The organism is Sphingobacterium sp. UBA7631, assembly GCF_002483935.1.
Taxonomy (GTDB): Bacteria; Bacteroidota; Bacteroidia; order Sphingobacteriales; family Sphingobacteriaceae; genus Sphingobacterium; species Sphingobacterium multivorum.
The window spans coordinates 115,166-135,870 of the sequence record NZ_DLIX01000004.1 but is presented as its reverse complement, the minus strand read 5'-3'; the positions used below and the strand labels follow the sequence as shown (position 1 = coordinate 135,870).

At 41.4% G+C, this 20,705-nt stretch carries 16 protein-coding genes; 15 read left to right on the top strand and 1 reads right to left on the bottom strand.

Features of this window, described 5'->3' with window-relative positions:
- From B3P16_RS05435 to B3P16_RS05405, 7 genes are all read left to right on the top strand, one after another.
- Positions 1-1,821, top strand: coding sequence for a RagB/SusD family nutrient uptake outer membrane protein (locus B3P16_RS05435; protein ID WP_070568304.1), 1,821 nt, complete (start codon positions 1-3; stop codon positions 1,819-1,821).
- A 10-nt stretch (positions 1,822-1,831) separates the two neighbouring features.
- On the top strand, positions 1,832-2,506 hold the full coding sequence (locus B3P16_RS05430) for a DUF3823 domain-containing protein (RefSeq protein ID WP_046675395.1): 675 nt from the start codon (positions 1,832-1,834) through the stop codon (positions 2,504-2,506).
- Positions 2,507-2,508: 2 nt separating this feature from the next.
- Positions 2,509-4,554, top strand: coding sequence for a beta-L-arabinofuranosidase domain-containing protein (locus tag B3P16_RS05425; protein ID WP_286841662.1), 2,046 nt, complete (start codon positions 2,509-2,511; stop codon positions 4,552-4,554).
- 38 nt (positions 4,555-4,592) lie between these two features.
- Entirely contained in the window at positions 4,593-6,437 is a 1,845-nt protein-coding gene (locus B3P16_RS05420) for a glycoside hydrolase family 2 protein (protein WP_254667740.1), read from the top strand.
- 90 nt (positions 6,438-6,527) lie between these two features.
- Positions 6,528-9,002 (top strand): glutaminase family protein, encoded by a 2,475-nt coding sequence (locus B3P16_RS05415; protein ID WP_286841660.1) that lies wholly within the window; start codon positions 6,528-6,530, stop codon positions 9,000-9,002.
- 53 nt (positions 9,003-9,055) lie between these two features.
- The gene (locus B3P16_RS05410) at positions 9,056-10,144 is read left to right on the top strand and encodes a family 43 glycosylhydrolase (protein ID WP_201638972.1); all 1,089 of its coding nucleotides are present in this window, start codon (positions 9,056-9,058) and stop codon (positions 10,142-10,144) included.
- 67 nt (positions 10,145-10,211) lie between these two features.
- Positions 10,212-11,273 carry an acyltransferase family protein gene (locus tag B3P16_RS05405; protein ID WP_286841659.1) on the top strand — a complete coding sequence of 354 codons (1,062 nt, stop codon included), beginning with the start codon at positions 10,212-10,214 and terminating at the stop codon, positions 11,271-11,273.
- Here B3P16_RS05405 and B3P16_RS05400 read toward each other — a convergent pair.
- Positions 11,265-12,209, bottom strand: a complete 945-nt coding sequence (locus tag B3P16_RS05400; protein ID WP_286841658.1) for an alpha/beta fold hydrolase — start codon at positions 12,207-12,209, stop codon at positions 11,265-11,267. The genes B3P16_RS05405 and B3P16_RS05400 overlap by 9 nt on opposite strands.
- Positions 12,210-12,633: 424 nt before the next feature.
- Here B3P16_RS05400 and B3P16_RS05395 point away from each other — a divergent pair, with 424 nt between their 5' ends.
- The 8 genes from B3P16_RS05395 to B3P16_RS05360 all read left to right on the top strand — a co-directional run bounded on the left by B3P16_RS05395 (position 12,634) and on the right by B3P16_RS05360 (position 20,319).
- Positions 12,634-14,139 carry an ankyrin repeat domain-containing protein gene (locus B3P16_RS05395; protein ID WP_286768544.1) on the top strand — a complete coding sequence of 502 codons (1,506 nt, stop codon included), beginning with the start codon at positions 12,634-12,636 and terminating at the stop codon, positions 14,137-14,139.
- A gap of 118 nt (positions 14,140-14,257) precedes the next feature.
- Positions 14,258-14,743 (top strand): DUF2271 domain-containing protein, encoded by a 486-nt coding sequence (locus B3P16_RS05390; protein ID WP_070567915.1) that lies wholly within the window; start codon positions 14,258-14,260, stop codon positions 14,741-14,743.
- A 13-nt stretch (positions 14,744-14,756) separates the two neighbouring features.
- Positions 14,757-16,955, top strand: a complete 2,199-nt coding sequence (locus B3P16_RS05385; RefSeq protein ID WP_046675402.1) for a PepSY domain-containing protein — start codon at positions 14,757-14,759, stop codon at positions 16,953-16,955.
- A gap of 85 nt (positions 16,956-17,040) precedes the next feature.
- A complete protein-coding gene (locus tag B3P16_RS05380) occupies positions 17,041-18,021 on the top strand; it encodes an FAD:protein FMN transferase (protein WP_286841656.1) in 981 nt (326 codons plus the stop codon).
- 326 nt (positions 18,022-18,347) lie between these two features.
- Positions 18,348-18,905: an RNA polymerase sigma factor gene (locus tag B3P16_RS05375; RefSeq protein WP_286841654.1), complete on the top strand. Its 558-nt coding sequence runs from the start codon at positions 18,348-18,350 to the stop codon at positions 18,903-18,905.
- 12 nt (positions 18,906-18,917) lie between these two features.
- Positions 18,918-19,256: a hypothetical protein gene (locus B3P16_RS05370; protein WP_286841653.1), complete on the top strand. Its 339-nt coding sequence runs from the start codon at positions 18,918-18,920 to the stop codon at positions 19,254-19,256.
- 238 nt (positions 19,257-19,494) lie between these two features.
- Complete coding sequence (locus B3P16_RS05365; RefSeq protein WP_070567901.1) at positions 19,495-19,788, top strand: hypothetical protein; 294 nt, start codon at positions 19,495-19,497, stop codon at positions 19,786-19,788.
- Positions 19,789-19,863: 75 nt separating this feature from the next.
- Entirely contained in the window at positions 19,864-20,319 is a 456-nt protein-coding gene (locus tag B3P16_RS05360) for an Hsp20/alpha crystallin family protein (RefSeq protein ID WP_286753724.1), read from the top strand.
- The last annotated feature ends 386 nt before the right edge of the window (positions 20,320-20,705 follow it).

The window sequence follows — 20,705 nt, the reverse complement described above, 5'->3', positions numbered from 1 at the left end:
ATGATAAAGAGGAAGGTTATTTTATGGGGTGTATGTTTAGTATGTGCATTCTCAAGCTGTAATAAGTTTTTGGACAGGGAATCACAGGCTATTTTTACCGATGATCAGATATTTTCAGATCAAAATATGGTGAAGTCAGTGTTGGCCAATTACTATGGAAGAGTCAGCTGGGGCCAGCAATTTGGCGACAACGGCTCCTTTGCGATGCTAGATGAAGCAGGATTTTCCAGTGGTTCTCCCAACAATATGCAGGAGTTTCCAAATGATTTTTGGCGGATGTATGATTATGAATTGATCCGAAATCTAAACCAATTTATTGTAGGTGTCCGACAATCAACATTAGATGACAACAATAAAAAGAGCATTGAAGGTGAGGCCCGCTTTATCCGTGCCTGGACTTATTTTAATATGATCAAGCGTTTGGGGGGAGTGCCAATGGTGGGTGATAAAGTATATGATTATACAAGTGGAATGGATCCAGCAGAATTACAGTTGTCGCGTGCAACCGAGGCTGAAAGTTATAATTATGTCATCAGTGAATGTACTGAAGCGGCTAAAATGCTCGGTACAGAGAAAACCATCAATTCGGCGAGAGCCAATAAATGGACAGCTTTGGCGTTAAAAGCCCGCGCAAGTTTATATGCTGCTTCCATAGCCAAGTATAACTATAAAACTCCAGACGTGAAGACTGCAGGAAATGAGGTGGGCATCCCTGCATCTGAAGCAATTAAATATTATCAGACAGCTTATGAAACTGCTTTGGATATTATAAATAATAGTCCTTATGCGCTGTATAATGCAAATCCGGATAAGGGCAAGAACTTTTATCTTGCCGTAACCTCAAAATCAAGCAATGAAGTAATTTGGGCAAAAGACTATGCTTATCCTGGTGAGACCCATTCTTTTACCAATAATAATATAGCCTCATCTGTCCGCGGTGATATTGATGCCAATTTCGTAACTCCAGTACTCAATTTGGTGGAAGCATTTGAATATACAAATGATCGAAAAGGGGATCTGAAAACGAAGACTGCTGCTGGTGACTATGTTTATTATACAAATCCCGAAGATCTTTTTGCCAATAAGGATGCACGCTTGTATGGTACGGTAATTTACTCCGGAGCAGATTTTGCTGGAACGAAAATAACTTATCAGGCGGGGGTTCGGTATAAAGAAAATGGTACATGGAAGACAGTAACAGGTTCGCCTGGTTCCTCAAATGATAAATTTGGCGGACTTGTTACGAGTGAGGATGGCCCTACGACTTCCAACGATATGTATGTCAATAAAACTGGATTTAATATCCGGAAGTTTATTGACGAAAATAAAGATGCCTCTACACGCGGGCGCGGTTCGGATATTTGGTTTGTCCGTTTTCGTTATGCTGAATTTCTGTTGATCGCTGCAGAGTCGGGGCTTGAACTTGGTAAACCGCAAGCTGAGTTGACTGGATATATCAATAAGATCAGGGAGCGCGCGGGAATACAAGCATTGACGACTATTTCTTTAAATGATATCATTCAGGAACGTCGCGTTGAATTTGCTTTCGAAGATCATCGTTATTGGGATTTGAAACGTTTGCGCATCGCCCATGAAATCTGGAACGGAAGTGCTGATAATTACAATGCGGTGCACTATGCCCTATTTCCGTATAAAATATATGCTCCTGGGGATCCTAACAATGGCAAGTGGGTTTTCGAGAAACAGAAATCTAGCCATACGCTCTATCCGCGAAATTTTAAATATCAGAACTATTATAATTTCATTGACCAAAATTGGATTAACAACAATCCGAAGCTAGTCCGAAATCCTTATCAATAGCATTATTCTTATGAAAACTTTTTTTTGTAAATTAATAGTCGGTTTGTGTTTACTCTTGGGTGTTTTTGCTTGTGGCAAAGATAATTATGATGCACCACAAAGCACATTAAGCGGACATGTAACCTATAATTCCAAACCTTTGGGGCTGAGAGGATCCAATCAATCGGTCTATCTTCAACTCTGGCAGGATGGTTATCAATTTCGGTCTCCTATTAATGTTTATTTAACTCAAGATGGTTCGTTTTCTACGAAACTTTTCGATGGAAAGTACAAATTGGTGACAACCAGTGGAAATGGACCATGGGTGAGCAGCGCCGATACGTTGCTAGTTGATGTGAAGGGCAATACCACAGTGGATTATCAGGTGAAACCCTACTACATGATGAGTAACATAACCTATAACACACAAGGAAATATCCTTAAAGCATCTTTTGATATCGAAACGATAGATGCTTCAAGAACGATTGATTTAGTCACCTTATTGGTCAATGATACAAAATTTGTGGATTTGGGCCAATATACATATAAGATGGAAAAAACTGGATTAAATGCCGGCCATGTCGAATTGGAACTGGATATCAAAGATATTTTGACCAAGAGCGCAGCGGTGTATGCGCGCGTAGGGTTACGGGTAAATGGGATTACCGAGGCGCTGTACGATAGTGAACCAAAGAAACTAAAATAAAAATGATTAAAAGAATTGGCTTTTTAAGCTTATTGTTGGGGTTTGGCTTAGCTACGTCGGCTCAATCAAGAATAGCAACTTCCGTAAACCAATTGCCGTTGACAGGTAAGAATACACAATACGTGAACAATAGGGCTCCACTGAGACAAAATGCCTTGCTGAAATTGCCGGTAGGCAGTATAGTGCCTGAAGGCTGGTTAGGGAAGTACCTAGCGTTGCAAAAAGATGGTCTCACAGGTCATTTGGGCGAAATTAGCGCTTGGCTATCCCAAAAAAATAATGCTTGGTTAAGTACGGATGGGAAAGGAGATTATGGCTGGGAAGAAGTCCCTTATTGGCTAAAAGGTTATGCTAATCTGGGCTACATCTTAAAAGATCCTACAATCCTAGCGGAGTCAAAGATATGGTTGGAAGCCGCACTAAAAAGCCAGCGTCCTGATGGATACTTTGGGCCATTGATGCTGCGTAACAACAAACCAGATCTTTGGGGGAATATGTTGATGTTGTGGTGCCTGCAATCTTATTATGAATATAGCGGTGACCAACGTGTCTTAACCTTGATGACCAATTATTTTAAATGGCAGGCCAATTTGCCGGATAGTTTTTTTCTTAAAGACTATTGGGAAAATAGTCGGGGTGGTGACAATCTGCTCTCGGTTTATTGGCTCTATAATAGAACACAGGGGAATGAATGGCTGATGGATTTAGCAGATAAAATCCATCGGAATACCGCCAATTGGCGCCAGAAAGATGATTTGCCGAATTGGCATAATGTTAATGTAGCGCAGTGTTTCAGAGAGCCGGCAACCTATTATCTGAAAAGCCAATCGAGTGAAGACCTGAATGCGACCTACGCTAATTTTCATTTTGTCAGGCAGGTATTTGGTCAGGTTCCAGGCGGTATGTTCGGTGCCGATGAAAATGCACGTCCAGGATATACCGATCCCCGTCAAGGGGTGGAAACCTGTGGTATGGTCGAACAGATGGCGTCCAATGAAATCCTTCTTGGGATAACAGGCGACCCATTTTGGGCAGATCATGCGGAGGAAGTCGCTTTCAATACCTATCCAGCAGCCGTAACAGCAGATTTCAAGGCCTTAAGGTATATTACAAGTCCAAATATGACCATCAGCGACAGCCATAATCATGCTCCTGGAATTGATAATAACGGGCCATTTTTAATGATGAATCCCTTCAGTTCACGCTGTTGTCAGCATAATCACAGTCAGGGCTGGCCATATTATGCTGAGCATTTGTATATGGCAACGAATGATAATGGTGTTGCGGCAGTACTATATGCCGCATCAAAGGCTGAAATCAACGTCGGAAACAAGCAGGCTATTCAGATCCGGCAAGAGTCCAATTATCCTTTTGAAGAATCGCTACGATTTGAAATAGGAACACAGGGTAAAACGGTTGATTTTCCCTTTTATCTCCGTATTCCAGCCTGGGCGAAACAAGCGAAAGTAACGGTTAATGGTAAAAGCCAAGCTGTGGAAGCTGGTGCAAAATATATTCGGATTCAACGGCAGTGGAAAGACGGCGACAAGGTCGAACTTTCCTTACCAATGACCATAGATCTGAAAACATGGACAGCCAATAAAAATTCAGTGAGTATCCAGCGTGGACCATTGACCTATGCCCTTAAAATCAAAGAGAATTATGTAAAAAAAGATAGTAAGGCTTCGGCAATAGGAGATTCCAAATGGCAGGAGACTGCAGATCCATCCAAGTGGCCATCCTATGAAATCCTTCCTGCAAGTGATTGGAATTATGGACTTGTACAAAATCAATTGCAAGCTGTTGACCACCTAAAAGTGGTCAAACGACCATGGCCTAAAGATGCATTTCCTTTCGACGCAGAAGCAGTACCTATTTCGATTCTTGTGAAAGCGAAACGTATCGATGGGTGGAAAATTGATGAAAACGGGTTAACGGGGGTATTGCCTCTGAGCCCCGTGGAAAGCAAAAGCGAGGTACAGGAAGTTGAACTAATTCCAATGGGAGCAGCACGTTTGCGAATTGCTGCTTTTCCCACGGTGAAATAATATAAATACGATATAAATAAATGACTTAACGATTTTTTATGATGAAGAAAACCTTATTTTTTGCCAGTTTGATGATGGCAGCACAATTGAACTTTGCTCAGGATTGGAAACCCGCCGGATCACATATATTAACCCCCTGGGGCGAGAAAGTAACGGCCCAAAAGCCACATCCTGAATACCCTAGGCCACAATTAATCAGAACCAATAACTGGCAGAATTTAAATGGACTATGGAAATATGCTGTCACTCCGGTAGGTACTAAAGAGATTCCTCGGAAATGGGACGGCAACATCCTTGTTCCTTTTGCTATTGAATCGGCATTGTCCGGTGTTGGTAAAGAGGTTGGAAAAGATAAAGCCTTATGGTATAACAATACCATAACATTGGACAAGTCTGTCCATAAAAATAAGGTCCTGTTGCATTTCGGTGCCGTAGATTGGCAGTGTGATGTGTATGTAAATAATCAATTGGTCGGAAGACATGAAGGTGGTTTTGATCCATTTTCGATGGATGTGACAAGCTTCCTAAAGAAAGGAGCGAAACAGGAAATAGCCATTCGGGTATGGGATCCGACTGATGATGGTCCACAACCACGGGGTAAACAGGTGAACAAGCCGAATGGAATATGGTATACACCAGTGACGGGAATTTGGCAGACCGTTTGGTTAGAAAGTGTTCCACAAGCTTATATTGTAAGTACCAAACAGACGCCGCGATTGGACGATGCTGTCTTGGCCTTTCAAGCTTCCGTAGAGGGAAGCCAAGCCGGTGACGAAATAAAGGTGCGTGCATTGGATGGCGGAAAGCTTATTAAAGAACAAATAGGACAACCCAATACATCTTTTGATCTTTCGGTACCCAATCTGGAGCCCTGGTCGCCGAGTAACCCTAAACTCTATGATCTGGAAATTCAGCTGATTCGAAAAGGAAAAATCGTAGACCAGGCGAAAAGCTACTTCGCCATGCGGAAGATAGCCATGCAGAAAGATGAAAACGGCGTTCAACGTTTAATGTTAAACAATAAGTTTACTTTCCAATATGGTCCATTGGATCAAGGCTGGTGGCCGGATGGTCTACATACCGCGCCAACGGATGAAGCGCTGAAGTTTGATGTCGTCAAAACAAAGGAAATGGGATTCAATATGATCCGTAAGCATATCAAGGTAGAACCGGCACGTTGGTATCGGTACTGTGATAGTATAGGTATGCTTGTCTGGCAAGATATGCCTAGCGGCGATCTTGGTGGAAATCATTGGGATATGCAACCGGGAAAGATTTCAGGTGGCAATCGGGATAAAGTACGTTCACAGGAATCTGAGAATTACTACCGGAAAGAGTGGAAAACCATTATGGAGGTGTTGCACAACTATCCAAGTATTGTCATCTGGGTGCCTTTCAATGAGGCTTGGGGGCAATTCAAAACGAAGGAAATTACGGAATGGACCGTGGCTAATGACCCGTCAAGACTCGTAAATAGCGCCAGTGGTGGTAACTTTATGGAAACTGGACATATCTTGGATATCCATAATTATCCGGATGCAGCCATGCCTGATCCAAATTTGTTTGGTGCTAAACAAGTGCTTGCATTGGGTGAATTCGGTGGTCTGGGATTACCGATAGACGGACATTCTTGGCAACAGAAAGACAACTGGGGATACCAAAGTTTCAAGAATAAAACGGAATTATTGGAGCGTTACAAACGTCTTATCCATGATTTGACACGTCTAATTCCGATGGGATTGTCGGCCGCTGTTTATACACAGACAACAGATGTGGAAGTAGAAACAAATGGTTTGATGACTTATGATCGTAAAGTTGTAAAAATGCCTGAAGCAGAATTGAAGGCTGCACATCAGGCGCTTTATAATGCACCTACCAAATAATTGATAGCGATATGGCCGCAACACGGGTTGCGGCCTAAATTTATCGCTGAAAATATACCGGTCAACCTAAACCTATTTTATACGAAATCAATGAAATTAAAATTACTAATTGCAACGGCTATTGTATTTCAATCGGTATCGTCGTTTGCACAAAAACAAGTCCTTAAGAATGATCTTCGCGCGCCTGCCTATCCTTTAGTAACAATTGACCCGAATACAAGTGCCTGGTCCTATAGCAACGAATTGAATGCAGATGTTGTACGCCATTGGACCGGAAAATCCTTTCCCTTATTGGGCGTCCTTAAAGTGGATGGAAAACCCTATCGCTTCCTGGGCAAAGAAGAGGCTGAACTCTTGCCTTTGGCCCGGATGGGCGAACATGCGGCTTGGACGGGAAGTTACGTTGTCAGCGAACCTGCCTCAGACTGGATGAAACCTTCATTTGATGCACGGCAATGGAAAATGGGGGCAGCGCCATTCGGTACCAAGGACAAAGAACCCAATGTGGAGACTGATTGGCAGGAACCTAAAATTTGGGTTAGAAGGGAAGTTGAACTGACTGAGGATCTTACGGGCAAATCCGTATATATCGAATTTACACATGACGATGACGCTATTTTGTACGTCAACGGTATTGAGCTTGCTAATACAGGCAATTCGACAGGTAAAAATAGTCGGGTCAAGCTGCCCGAACATGTCGTAAAAACATTGAAGAAAGGAAAAAATATACTCGCGGGTTATTGCTATAATAGGGTAGCGAATGGATATTTTGATTTTGGACTCTTTACAGAAAAAGAAGGTAGTATTCAATTCGACAATGAAGCGAATCAGATCACTTCCAATGTGCAGGCAACACAAACACATTATTCGTTTAACTGCGGGCCCGTGGACTTAAATATTACATTTACTGCGCCGATGTTTTTGGATAAATTGGACTTAATGGCTAGACCCGTAAATTATCTTTCCTATACAGTCCATGCGAAGGATGGCAAGAAACACCAGGTACAACTTTATTTGGAGGCGGCACCAAATTGGGCACTGAATTCTCCTCTTCAAGATGCGACAAGCAGTTCCTTTATTTCCGGAAATCTCCAATTTGTAAAGACAGGAAGCAAAAGCCAGCAGGTTCTAGGAAAGAAAGGTGACGACCTACGGATAGATTGGGGGTATTTCTATATGGCAGGTGCAAAATCAAAGACAAAGTCAGCGGTCGGAAGTAGCCATCAATTACGCTCTAATTTTCTGAAGAGTGAAAATAGCTCTTCTCCAAATGGAGGGCAACAATTGGCACTGATGCAAACTTTTGATGTCTCATCAAGCTACCAGGATAAGATCTTGTTGGGCTATGATGACCTGTACTCGATCCAATATTTTGGACAAAATTTACGACCTTATTGGAATACCAATGGAAATAGTTCCATTGAGAAACAATTTGAACTGGCCGACAAAGAGTATACTGTTCTCAAAAAGGCTGCTGATAAATTTGATGCCGAATTATGGGGTACAGCTTTGCGCAACGGAGGTGAGGACTATGCTGCATTATGTGCCTTGGCCTATAGACAGGCAATCGCCGCTCATAAACTTGTAAAAGCACCCAATGGCGATCTGCTTTTACTGTCCAAGGAAAATGATAGCAATGGGTCAATAGGAACTGTTGATGTAACCTATCCTTCGGCTCCGATTTTCCTTTACTATAATCCAGAACTGGCAAAAGCACTAATGAACGCCATTTTTTATTATAGTGAAAGCAATAAGTGGACAAAACCTTTTGCTGCGCATGATGTTGGGACCTATCCTTTAGCGAATGGCCAAACTTACGGTGGAGATATGCCTGTCGAAGAATCGGGAAATATGCTGCTATTAACTTATGCTTTAGCGAAGGTGGAAGGCAATGCCGCTTATGCCAAAAAACATTGGAAAGTGTTGTCTACCTGGGTAGATTATCTAGTCGATAAAGGTCTTGACCCCGAAAATCAGTTGTGTACAGATGATTTTGCAGGCCATTTTGCGCATAATGCCAATTTATCCATTAAAGCTATTTTGGGTATTGCATCTTACGGTTATCTGGCCCAAATGCTTGGTGAAGAGGCTACGGCGAAAAAGTATTTGACCGAAGCAAAAGCAATGGCGATGAAATGGAAAAAGATGGCCGAAGATGGGGATCACTACAAGTTAACTTTTGATAAAACCGGAACCTGGAGCCAAAAGTATAATATGGTCTGGGATAAATTGCTTAAGATGGATATTTTTGACCCTTCTATCCGTGAAACTGAAATTAAATACTATCTCAGCAAACAAAATAAATACGGACTTCCCCTGGACAATCGTCAGCCTTACACCAAAACGGATTGGATTATTTGGACGGCGACCATGGCAGATGATAAGCCTACCTTTGAGGCATTTTTGAAGCCAGTCTACCGTTTTATGAACGAAACAACCGATCGCGTTCCCATGTCGGATTGGACCTATACAGACCGTCCTGAAAGAGCTGGATTTAAAGCAAGATCCGTTGTCGGGGGCTATTTTATCAAAATGTTGGAAGAGAAATTGGGAAAAGCAAAATAGCTTTCCCATGATATAGAAAATAATATAAATAGAATAATAAGATGTTGAATGCAATGTTGTTCAGATATTGGATTGGCGGAGTTGCCGTACTGAACCTGTTGAGCTCCTGTGGAAGCGCTACAGGTTCAGTGAAGCCGTCGGGACAAATAACAAATGCTACGGCTCAGCATAAAACCTATAGCAATCCGGTTTTTGAGCCCATACTTGCTGATCCTACAGTCGTTAGAGACCCACAGCGCAAAATGTTCTATGCGTACGGGACAGCCGACAATTGGGGCGACGGAAAGGGGCAACGTTTGGTGTCTATTCTACAATCGGCTGATCTTGCTCATTGGACTTGGATTGGTACGGCCTTCAGCTCAAAACCAGGTTGGAAAGTTGAAGGCGGAATCTGGGCACCCGATGTGGTGCAGTTAAATGGTAAGTATCTCTTATATTATGCCTATTCCACATGGGGTGATCCCAATCCCGGCATCGGTGTAGCCCTAGCAGCTAGACCGGAAGGCCCCTTTATCGATCAAGGTAAACTTTTTGATAGCAAGGAGATCGATGTGCCTAATTCAATAGATCCTTATTTTTTTACTGAAAATGGGCAGAACTATCTATTCTGGGGCAGTTTTAGCGATGCGAGCACGCAGGGTACATATGGTGTTGAACTGGATAAAAATGGGACAGTGGTACCCGATTTAAATAAAAAATTTAAAGTTGCCGCAGGAGATTTTGAAGCCGTTGTGATTCATAAACGGAAAGGGTACTATTACTTTGTCGGGTCCAAAGGCTCCTGTTGTGAAGGAGAAAAAAGCAGTTATCATGTTCTTGTGGGGCGCTCTCGTGATCTGAAAGGACCCTATGTGGATCAAGAAGGCCGCAACCTTACACAGCGGGGGAGTGGAACGCTGTTGTTAAAAGGAAATGATCAATTTGTGGGGACGGGCCATACTTCGCGCATTATTACAGACGACAAAGGAAAAGATTGGATACTCTATCATGGTATTGATCCAAAGCAGCCTCGTGTCGCTACGGGGGGAAATCGCCGGATGCTATTGTTGGATCAGGTTGTTTGGGATAGGGACTGGCCCAAAATTGAAGGGGCAACCAGCAGTGTTGCGCCGCAACCGGCACCAACGTTTAATACTAAATAGAATTTTCAATAGCTAGCAGCGGATCTCCGATCTTCGTCGGTCTTAATTTTCGCTGCCAATAAAAAATATGATACATCAAACGAAGAAACATTTTGAACTTCTTGACGCCATGCGTGGGGTAGCCGCAATCGCAGTCGTCCTGTTTCACTTTATGGAAATTGCACAACCGGATTATCGCAATAGTTTTATTCCACATAGCTATTTAGCCGTTGATTTTTTCTTTTGTTTATCGGGTTTTGTCATTGCCTATGCCTACGATCAGAAGCTGGCCACAATCGGTCTAAAACGATTCTTTCTCTTGCGTTTGCTGCGATTGCACCCATTGGTTATCATCGGTACGTTGATTGGTTTATTCGCATTTATTTACGATCCATTCAGCAGTTTGGCTGGCTCATTTTCTGTTTTGCAAAAGATGGGGATGTTTATTAGTGGGATAACGTTGATTCCATACCCGGTTGTACCAGAACGCTATTTTAATCTTTTTCATTTAAACCCACCTACATGGTCGCTATTTTGGGAGTATATCGCCAATATAGCCTATGCTTTGGTACTGGTACGGATTCCAAAAAAGTTTCTTTGGGGGATAGTGCTCCTTGGTGCAGCAGCGCTATGTGCCGAATCATTTCGTTCGGGCTATTTAGCTGTCGGTTTTGGAGCAGACAACTTTTGGGCTGGTGGAATTCGTTTATGGTTTTCGTTTTCAATGGGACTACTTATTTTTAGATCGAACTGGACCATTTCCAACAAGCTTCCTTTTTTCAGTGTTCTAGGTCTACTTGCCGCCGTATTTTTTATTCCATTTTCTGAAGCTTATGGTAAATACATTGATCCTATTGTCGTTATCTTCTATTTTCCTTTATTACTCTTACTGGGGATAGGAGGGCAGCCTGTGTTTGGAGGGGTCAAGAAGTTATGCAAGTTTTTAGGTGATATCTCCTATCCGCTCTATATCATTCATTATCCATTTATCTGGATTTTTATGAGCTATGTAGAACTTAATCACCCATCGAATAAGCAAATGGCTGTGATTATTGTTATTGGAATGCTGTTGTTGATTTTTTTATCTTTATTAGTCTTTAACTATTTAGATGAGCCTATTCGGAAATATTACGGTCGAAAACTAAAGTAAATGGCGATGAAGCCAGCTACTGATGAACTGGAATACCTCCATTTTGCAGTCTTCATTAAGAATTTCATGCCGCATGCCTGCATATAATTTAAGGGTTATATCGGTCTGTCCCTGTGCCCTTAACTGTGCCGCACTTTTTTCAACGCCTATGCCAAAATCTCCAATTGGATCATCCTGTCCGCTGATAAATACAATTGGTAGGTTTTTTGGGATATTCTTGGTAGCCTCGATAGCTGTCGCTTGCAAGGAAAGGTCTAATACGGTATGAAACCCATTGTTGGTAAACAATCCCCCACAAAGAGGATCTTCCAAAAATGAAATACGGTTTGTCTTGCTTATGCTTAACCAATTGCTGTTATTTTGGTTAGGCTCGTTCTTAAACCGAGCATTATTACGTTTGTCAAAAATGCGATTGATCAATTTACTTCTTCCTTTAGGGGCAATACTATTGAGAAGAGTGAGTAAAAGGCGAAAGGCCATGGATCCTTTTTGACGTTGGCCTGTCCCCACGATAATGGCCCCCTTAAATTGCCGACCAATTTTTTGTAAAACACAACGTGTGACAAAGGATCCCATGGAATGCCCTAAAATAAATTGAGGCAGTTGCGGATAGGTTTCACGTAAGAAGTTACTCATTGTAATGGCGTCATCAATAAGTTGTTTTTTAGCCCCATGCTTTTTAAAATAACCCAATTGATCGACCTGTAGCGCCGTTTTTCCATGGCCCAATTGATCGTAGCTTAAAACCGCAAAATTCTGTGTAGTCAGATAACTGGCCAATTCTTCGTACCGACCACTATGTTCCTGCATGCCATGAACCAAGAGTAATGTTGCCACTATTTGATTGTCGTCGGGTACATACAGACGATAGAAAATTTTATGTTCAGGTTCAGTCGTTGCGCTGATTGTATAAATATTGGAAACTACCTTGCTCATTATACCACTTTATTTTAAGTAAAGTAAGATAATTTTAGTGCATTTACAAGTTTAACAATCTTCTTTCAGATGTTGTTCGGATGAAGCCGAAAGCCTTTCAGGGCAATTGATCAATAAAAATTAGCACGATTAATTTTTGTGGTTTGGGAATATTTTTTAGATTTGCATTAATTTAGAATTAATTTAAATAAAGTAGCTGATCTATTTTAAACATGGGCTTGTCTGTATGCAGAAATTGTTGCAAACATCGAATTCGGAACGCATCCATGTTCTAAAAATATACGCGTTTACACATATTCTGATGAAACCAACACGATATATTCCGACCCGTGTTATCGTATAATTAAAGCTCAATTTGCAGAATAATTGAGTAGGGAATGAATAGGTTATGTTGCTCCATCACCTTCAAAAGACAAATAAAAGAATGAAAAAGACACTTTTGGCAGCTTTATTATTCGCTGCATCTTATGCACAGGCGCAGACAAACTCGTTGATGAACGGCGAGTTCTGGAAGGGCAAACCTACATTGACCGTTGTTAAAGCAGAAATCAGCAAAGGAAATAGCCCTTCTCAGCCGAATGCGGCATCCTTTGATCCGGTCACTATGGCTATATTAAATGGTGCTCCGACTGATGTCGTCAAATTCATGATCGAACAAGAAGGGAATAGTGTAACCAAGAAGACACATCACAGCCGTAGTTATTTACACTGGGCAGCGTCAAGTGGAAATGCTGAATTGGTCGATTTTTTAATAGCGAAGGGATCTGATGTCAATTACCAAGATAGCCATGGTTACCCAATTGTCGCTTATGCAGCTTCAACAGGAAATACAAATACTGCTGTGTATGATGCCTTGTTTAAAGCAGGTGTGAATCCCAAACAGAAATATGAAGGTGGTGCAACTTTGATGATGCTTGCAGCGTCTGCAGACAAGGACCTGGCATTGACGGATTATTTCATAAAAAAAGGATTATCTATTCAAGATAAAGATGAGTCGGGCCGTACGGTAACGGATTATGCTGCTAAACTTGGAAATACCGCGCTTATGGAGAAATTCATCGCCCGTGGTGTAAAGCCGACCAACAATGCGTTGTTTTTTGCGACTCAAGGTTCTAGACAAGCTTCTAACGGTTTGGCGGTTTATACCTATTTGGTTGAAAAGTTCAAATTGGATCCTAAGGCGGTAAATAAGGAAGGTGCTACGGTACTTCATGCTTTGGTTCGTAGGCCAGATATGGATGTGATCAATTATTTTTTGGATAAAGGTGTAGATGTCGCAAAAGCTGACAACGAAGGAAATACGGCACTTATGGTGGCTGCTAGTGGTAAAGATACTAAATTGGTCGAGTTGCTGCTTACTAAAGCGAAAAATGTGAATGCTGTAAATGAAAAAGGAGAATCTGCATTGACTAAAGCAATAGCAAATGGAACTCCTGAAGTAGCTGCGGCATTGGTTAAAAATGGAGCCGATACCAAGGTATTGGATAAGGAGGGCAATAACTTAGCGTTCTATTGGTTTAATTCTTACAAGGAATTGCCACAGGGGGGCAGACCAGGTGGTCAGGGAAATGTGTCACAAGGGGATGAGTTTAAAGAAAAATTAGCGATCCTTAAGACGAACGGATTGGACGTTATTGCTCCGCAAAAAAATGGTAGTACATTGTATCATTTGGCAGTAGCCAAAGAGAATGTGAAGCTTATCCAGAAAGCTAGCGAACTTGGAGTAGACATTAACGCACAAGATAAAGAAGGAACGACGGCACTACATAAGGCAGCTCTCCTAGCTAAAGACGATTCCATATTAAAAACATTGGTTTCGCTTGGTGCAAAAAAGGAATTGAAAACAGAATTCGATGAAACAGCTTATGACCTGGCGAAAGAGAACGATTTCTTAGCTAAGTCCAATGTGCAGCTTGACTTTTTGAAATAAGACAACATCGTATTTCAGTGGTATTTCTAATCATATCGATGAAATATCCCGATAAATAATAGAAATATTGGTAACGCTGAATGGACTACGGATACCTTAAAATTAGATACAATTGAAGATGAATAACATATTTAAAACAACGATAGCCACTCTTTTATTTTCAATGGCAGCCCTAAGCTCTTTCGCACAGGCAGCTAAATATAAGTGCATGATCCAAATGAATGCCTACGAAGGTGAGAAAGCCTACGTCGTGATTTCACTGATTAATCCTAGTGGAGCTTATGAAAAAACACTCGCCGTATTGGGATCTGATAAGCAATGGTATAATACGATCAAGGAATGGTACAAGTTTCAAAATAAGACCAAAGAGAAGCTAAATGCGGTGACGGGTGCGTCAGTTGGTGGCGGTGACCGTGCCATGCGTACATTGGATATTGACGAATCGAAGTTCAACAAAGGGTATAAACTCCGTTTTGAATCTGCTGTAGAGGAACAAAAATATCATACTGCCGATGTTGAAATCCCTTTAACAAAAGAAGCCATTACCGAAAAAGCGAACGGCAAGGGATACATCAAACTTGTCAAGTTAAATAAAATACAATAAAAGAGGGGTAAAAATGCTGGTATCTATTTGGAGGTATGCACATTTAGCCTTAGCTATTGTTTCTTCTGTCTTTTTACTTTTATTATCGATAACTGGCGTAATATTGGCCGTTGACGCTGTCAACGAAAAAATTCCACCTTATCGGGTTGAACATATTGAAACTTTAAACCTTGCGCAGTCCGTAACAGCCTTGCGCAAGGTTTATCCCGAAATCATAGCGATTTCGGTAGATCACAATCAATTTGTGAGTATTGATGCCATAGACGCTGATGGCAATACCGTGAAGGGTTATATTGATCCGAATACCGGGCGTCTGCTTGGTCCCCAATTGAATAAGTCCCAATTTATTCAATGGGTTACAGCTTTACACCGCTCGCTCTTTCTGAAAGTGACCGGCCGGGTGATTATTGGTGTGGTTTCATTTCTGTTGTTTCTTATTACTATTTCAGGAATTGTTCTGATTGTTAAGCGTCAACAGGGCGTTCGACACTTCTTTGCCAAAATCAATCGGGACTTTTTTGCCCAGTATTTCCACGTTGTTTCAGGACGTTTATTTTTGATACCAATTTTGATATTGGCCCTAACTGGTACCTATTTATTCCTGGTACGTATTGAAATCTTAAAGAAGCCGAATCAAACCATCGAATATCCCAATAAGATGAAGGAAGATATCGAATTGGAGGTGGCAAAATTTTCAATATTCCAAAATACAAAACTTGTTGATTTGAAGACCTTGGAGTTTCCGTTTATGGAAGGCGATCCTGACGAATATTTTGTATTGAAGCTTCGCGATCGGGAATTGACCATCAACCAGTTGAATGGAAGCTTGCATAAAGAAGTCAAGTACCCCTTTACTGCATTGGCCGAAGAGTTGTCTTTGGACCTTCATACGGGTAAGACCAATATTATATGGGCTATTGTACTGGGGCTCGCATCGTTGAATATTGTGTTCTTTATTTATACAGGGTTCGTCATTACATTCAAGCGCACGCGTACAAAAATCAAGAATAAATATAAACCTGAAGAAGCGGAGATTGTTATTCTTTTCGGAACGGAAAATGGAAGTACGCTGTTTTTCGCCAATCAGATCCATAAACAGCTCTTGGCGGATGGGCAAAAATCGTTGCTGCTCGGAATGAACCAATATCAGTGCTTTCCAAAGGCAAAACACTTGCTTGTGTTTACTTCGACATACGGGCTAGGAACAGCACCCTCCAATGCACTTCAATTTGAACAAAAGCTCAATAGCCATCCACAAAAACAAGATGTACAATTTTCGGTTCTCGGCTTTGGTTCAAAAGCCTATCCCGATTTTTGTGCTTATGCGCGCGAAATTGATTGTTTACTAGAAAAACAAGGTTGGGCTTCGCGTTTAACAGACTTACATACCGTTAATGATAAGGATGTTGATGAACTTATTTCATGGATACATGACTGGTCTTCGCAGGCCACTATTGCACTCGCTTCTGCACCAGCTATTTATAGTGCTAAAGTTGTCGGACTGACGAAATTTAAGGTGGTAGTGAAGTCTGCTGTTTCAGCGACTAACACGACCTTTACTTTAGTGCTGAAGCCTGCAAGTAAAATTAACATGCAATCGGGCGATTTATTGGCAATCTATCCCGCGCAAGATCAACGTGAACGTTTTTATTCGATCGGCTACAAAGATGGAATGGTGCAGCTCGTGGTGAAATTGTTTCCTGATGGATTTGGTTCTAGCTTCCTCTATCGATTGGAACCGAATCAAACCCTCCAGGCACGTGTCATGGTTAATCCAAGTTTTCATTTCCCGAAAGCAGCAAATGCAGTCGCTTTAATTGCGAATGGTACAGGGGTAGCACCCTTTCTTGGCATGATTTCAGAAAATGAAAGTAGGACGCCTTTGCGTCTGTATGCTGGTTTTCGCCATCGAAATGAAATGACTGCGCACTATGTGGATTTTGCTGATCAACAGCTGAAATTAGGGCATCTGCAGCAGCTTGAACTGGCTTTTTCGCGCGAGGAAAATCCACAATATGTCATGGACCTGATCCGTCGGGATGCGCTATATTTTGTCGAATTGCTTGAAAAAGGAGGTTGTGTATTGCTTTGTGGTGCATTGCGTATGCAGCATGATGTTGAACATACTTTAAATGAACTTCTCCTGGCGCATGTCGGCAAAACTATTGCCGACTACAAAGAAAGTGGACAAATCTTAACGGATTGTTATTAGTAAATTGATGGTACAATGGTAAATCCCGTCACGAAGACTACTTTTGGTATAGATCGACTTTATAATTCCTTTTTGGATCAATCTCATGAAGAACAATAAACAATGTGCCCTGCTTTTAATGCTCTGCTTTGTGTCCATTACTTCGGGGATTGCGCAGGTCTTGGTCAAGCGGCAGGTTACCCTTATGGGCTCTGTTTTTGAAATCAGCTTGGTAGATCGGGATAGCGCGATTACAAATCAGCATATCGATGAAGTCATCTCCGAAATAGATCGAATAGAAAACCTGATTTCAGAATGGCGTCCGCAAACCCAAATAGCAGCGGTGAACCGCAATGCAGGAATTAAGCCCGTTAAGGTGGATAGGGAAGTTTTTGAATTAACAAAGCGAGCGATCCAGTATGCTCAAAATTCAGGCGGAGCCTTTGATATTAGTATTGTTGCCTTGGATAAAGTTTGGGTATTTGATGGTAGTATGACCACGATGCCTACGGAAGATCTGGTTAAAAGGTCTGTCGCCAAGGTGGGCTATCAACACATCCGTCTCGACAGTGCATCTTCGACAATTTTTCTGGAATTGCCCGGTATGAAGATCGGTTTCGGCTCGATCGGGAAGGGCTATGCTGCTGATCGTGGCAGGGACATAATGAAGGCAAAGGGAATTGAAGCAGGTATAGTTAATGCTTCCGGAGATCTTTCGGCTTGGGGAAACCCACCCCGGGGGGACGCCTGGAAAGTGGGTGTAAACAATCCGTTCAAACCCCATCGAATGGTCAAAGTTCTTCATTTGAATGAAATGGCCGTAGCCACTTCAGGCAGCTATGAGAAATACGCGGAGATCAATGGGAAACGGTATTCACATATTATAAATCCAGTGACAGGTTATCCAGCTACGGGATTAACTTCAGTGACGATTTATGGACCTTCCGCCGAGATTGCAAATGCCCTCAGTACCTCAATCATGGTACTTGGTGAGAAAGAAGGAAAAAAATTAATTCAGCGTTTCCCAGCATACCGTTATATTTTTATTACCGATAAAGGTAAAGTCATTCAGCAGCGGTGGAAGTAATAGACCACACAGCATCATTTTTTTTCTGAAAGTGTCTGATCTTATTGGCCAGAAAGAACCTTCAGTTTGCTTTCATTGCTGTTGGTGTCTGCTAAGTCATGAAGGTTTTGTTTTATTCCCGATAAAGTAGGTTGAATGCATCAGCTATTAGCTGATTATCTCGTATCTTTATCCTAACAAAGCGTATACGAAAGAAGACGGTAGAGAACGTGTGCTTATTGGTCAGAAAGTTGAAGTCAGCAAGAAGAAAGATTCATGAAAATAATTTAAAGTAAAAGTTTGACTAGTTCGTCTATGCTGCTATGGACATTGCATACCAAAATCATATGGCAGAAAAAAATTCCAGATCATTTACGGATATCGTTAAGACTTATGGAAGTCAGCTGCTACGTTTTGTTAAGGGAAGCGTAAAGAAAACGGAGGATGCAGAAGATATCTTACAGGAAGTCTGGTATCAATTTAGCCGTTTGACCAATATGGACGAATTGGAGAATGCGGGAGCATGGCTCTATGCTGTCACACGAAATAAGATTACAGACAGCTACCGGAAAAAGAAAAGTGAATCGCTTGATGAGCTTATAGCGGGTGACGAGGATAGCGAAAGTACGTTTCCTATTCGTCAGCTCCTTTTAGCTGACGACTCCAATAATCCTGAGCTAAAATTATTTAAGGATATTTTTTGGGATGAGCTGATGAAAGCATTGGAGGAATTGCCGGAAAAACAACGTCGGGTTTTTGTGCTCAATGAACTGGAAGAGAAAACTCTTCAGGAAATTGCAGTCATGGAAAATGAGAACCTAAAGACGATTATCAGCCGAAAAGGGTATGCAGTGAAGCACCTGAGAATACGGTTGCGAAGTTTGTATGAAGAATTAAAATTTTAAAAGGATTAAGCTATGAATGGAAGAATGAAAAGACAGCGGAAGGGTAAATTCGCTTTTATGGTTGTCGCTATCATCGTTGGTGTTTTTTTGTTGGTAGCATTACTACAATATTTGTGGAATACAGTAATGGTTGATATTTTCAATCTGAAAGCAATTACCTATTGGCAGGCGCTGGGACTCTTTGTCTTGTCGAAAATCTTGTTCGGCAGGGGCTTCGGTAAACCGGGAGGTGGCCGATTCCGACGGGATTTTCCGCCTCAGATGGAAAAAGGAGAAGATCTTTCCGATGAGGAAAGGGAACGTTTGCGCGAAGAATGGAAGCGTCGTTTTGGAGGACGATGCGGGTTCTGAAAAAAAGAATAAAAATTTTAAAGTAAAAACTGTTGTTGGGCGTCTTCTTCTATAAAGGCGCCTTTTTTTATGCCGATATCCTGATGGTAAACAAGTAACAGAACGCGAGGATCTGTCAGCAGGGATGTTGGATAAAACAAATAGTTAATTACAAATACCAAATGATCTAGGAAAATTCTATGTGCAATGTGCTGAAAATAGATATAATCCGCAATCATTTTTAAAAAAATGTATTCAAATGAAAAATAAACTTCGATTTATATTGCCACGCCTTATTGTGCTTACGGCAATAGCAGGATTAGCAACATTGATTATTGGGACGATCTTTAAGCTCTTGTTGTTTGGGACAATTCTCTTTGGTATAGGAAGCTTTGCCGCGGCAAGAATGCGTAGAAGAGATAGACAAGCATTCAAAATGGATAGGGCTCCGGTATATCCGAACGTTCACCGTCATTATAACACTGTGGTTGCAATTGTTCCATTACAAGGGCAAAAACGTGCTAAGAAAGCAACAATAGTTCCAGTTTACTAAGGTTAAAAATTGCAAGACGAGGAAATTCATCCCACATCAGTTTACACGTATTATTCAATATTAAAAATTAAAGACATGTTTAAAAGAAATCATTATACCAACGGATATTCAAATCATAATAAATTTTGCGGACAACATTTCAAAGACCGCTTTGAAAAATTCCAACAACAGTTTTTTGATAGTGAAGCCGGGCACAATGCTGGCGTACAGCAAGCTGTTCCTGTAAATATTGCCGAAAATCAAGAGTTCTATGAAGTGCAGCTTTTTGCCGCTGGACGTAAGAAAGAACAATTCCAAGTCAGCATAAATGACGGGATACTGAAGATTTCATGTACAGAAAACACCCAGGACAATGCCATAGATTATATCTATAAAGAGCAGGATGGATTGGCATTTGAACGTGAATTTCAATTAAATGAACAAGTACTTACAGATAATGTGCATGCAAGTTTCGAGGATGGGGTATTGACGGTTATCCTTCCAAAAGATCTTGAAAAAGTGAAACGGCCACAAGAGGTTGTTATTGATTAGTAAAAACCAGTTTTAGATCTGGGCGCACATCAAGGCTGCTGATGTGCGTAGCCTTAAATCAGCGTAAGAGCTGATGTTGAAAAAGGACAGCATCGAATTTTGCTGTCCTTTTTCTGTCTCTTAATTTACCGCCAACCGGTGCCCAAAAGCAGTGAACAGTAAACGAATTTCGAATAGCTGTATGGCGCTATGGTCCTTATATCCGTACTACTTTTCTAAGTATTCCCAAAATTTGTCTCGATTGTTGACGAGTGCCATAATTGCTCAATAAGGGCCTAGATCAAGATAATTTCAAAACGGAAACAAACTAATACCAGATTGTAAGTAACAACAATTTTTAATCAATTTTTAAACAGTACTCAGTCATTGTTTATTCAGTCTACACT

Excerpts from the sequence above, each read along its gene's own strand:
- B3P16_RS05415 (WP_286841660.1), top strand. The coding sequence starts at position 6,528 with ATGAAATTAAAATTACTAATTGCAACGGCTATTGTATTTCAATCGGTA.
- B3P16_RS05400 (WP_286841658.1), bottom strand. The coding sequence starts at position 12,209 with ATGAGCAAGGTAGTTTCCAATATTTATACAATCAGCGCAACGACTGAA.
- B3P16_RS05370 (WP_286841653.1), top strand. The coding sequence starts at position 18,918 with ATGAATGGAAGAATGAAAAGACAGCGGAAGGGTAAATTCGCTTTTATG.
- B3P16_RS05365 (WP_070567901.1), top strand. The coding sequence starts at position 19,495 with ATGAAAAATAAACTTCGATTTATATTGCCACGCCTTATTGTGCTTACG.
- B3P16_RS05420 (WP_254667740.1), top strand. The coding sequence starts at position 4,593 with ATGATGAAGAAAACCTTATTTTTTGCCAGTTTGATGATGGCAGCACAA.
- B3P16_RS05425 (WP_286841662.1), top strand. The coding sequence starts at position 2,509 with ATGATTAAAAGAATTGGCTTTTTAAGCTTATTGTTGGGGTTTGGCTTA.
- B3P16_RS05390 (WP_070567915.1), top strand. The coding sequence starts at position 14,258 with ATGAATAACATATTTAAAACAACGATAGCCACTCTTTTATTTTCAATG.
- B3P16_RS05405 (WP_286841659.1), top strand. The coding sequence starts at position 10,212 with ATGATACATCAAACGAAGAAACATTTTGAACTTCTTGACGCCATGCGT.
- B3P16_RS05435 (WP_070568304.1), top strand. The coding sequence starts at position 1 with ATGATAAAGAGGAAGGTTATTTTATGGGGTGTATGTTTAGTATGTGCA.
- B3P16_RS05380 (WP_286841656.1), top strand. The coding sequence starts at position 17,041 with ATGAAGAACAATAAACAATGTGCCCTGCTTTTAATGCTCTGCTTTGTG.
- B3P16_RS05385 (WP_046675402.1), top strand. The coding sequence starts at position 14,757 with ATGCTGGTATCTATTTGGAGGTATGCACATTTAGCCTTAGCTATTGTT.
- B3P16_RS05375 (WP_286841654.1), top strand. The coding sequence starts at position 18,348 with ATGGCAGAAAAAAATTCCAGATCATTTACGGATATCGTTAAGACTTAT.
- B3P16_RS05410 (WP_201638972.1), top strand. The coding sequence starts at position 9,056 with ATGTTGTTCAGATATTGGATTGGCGGAGTTGCCGTACTGAACCTGTTG.
- B3P16_RS05395 (WP_286768544.1), top strand. The coding sequence starts at position 12,634 with ATGAAAAAGACACTTTTGGCAGCTTTATTATTCGCTGCATCTTATGCA.
- B3P16_RS05430 (WP_046675395.1), top strand. The coding sequence starts at position 1,832 with ATGAAAACTTTTTTTTGTAAATTAATAGTCGGTTTGTGTTTACTCTTG.
- B3P16_RS05360 (WP_286753724.1), top strand. The coding sequence starts at position 19,864 with ATGTTTAAAAGAAATCATTATACCAACGGATATTCAAATCATAATAAA.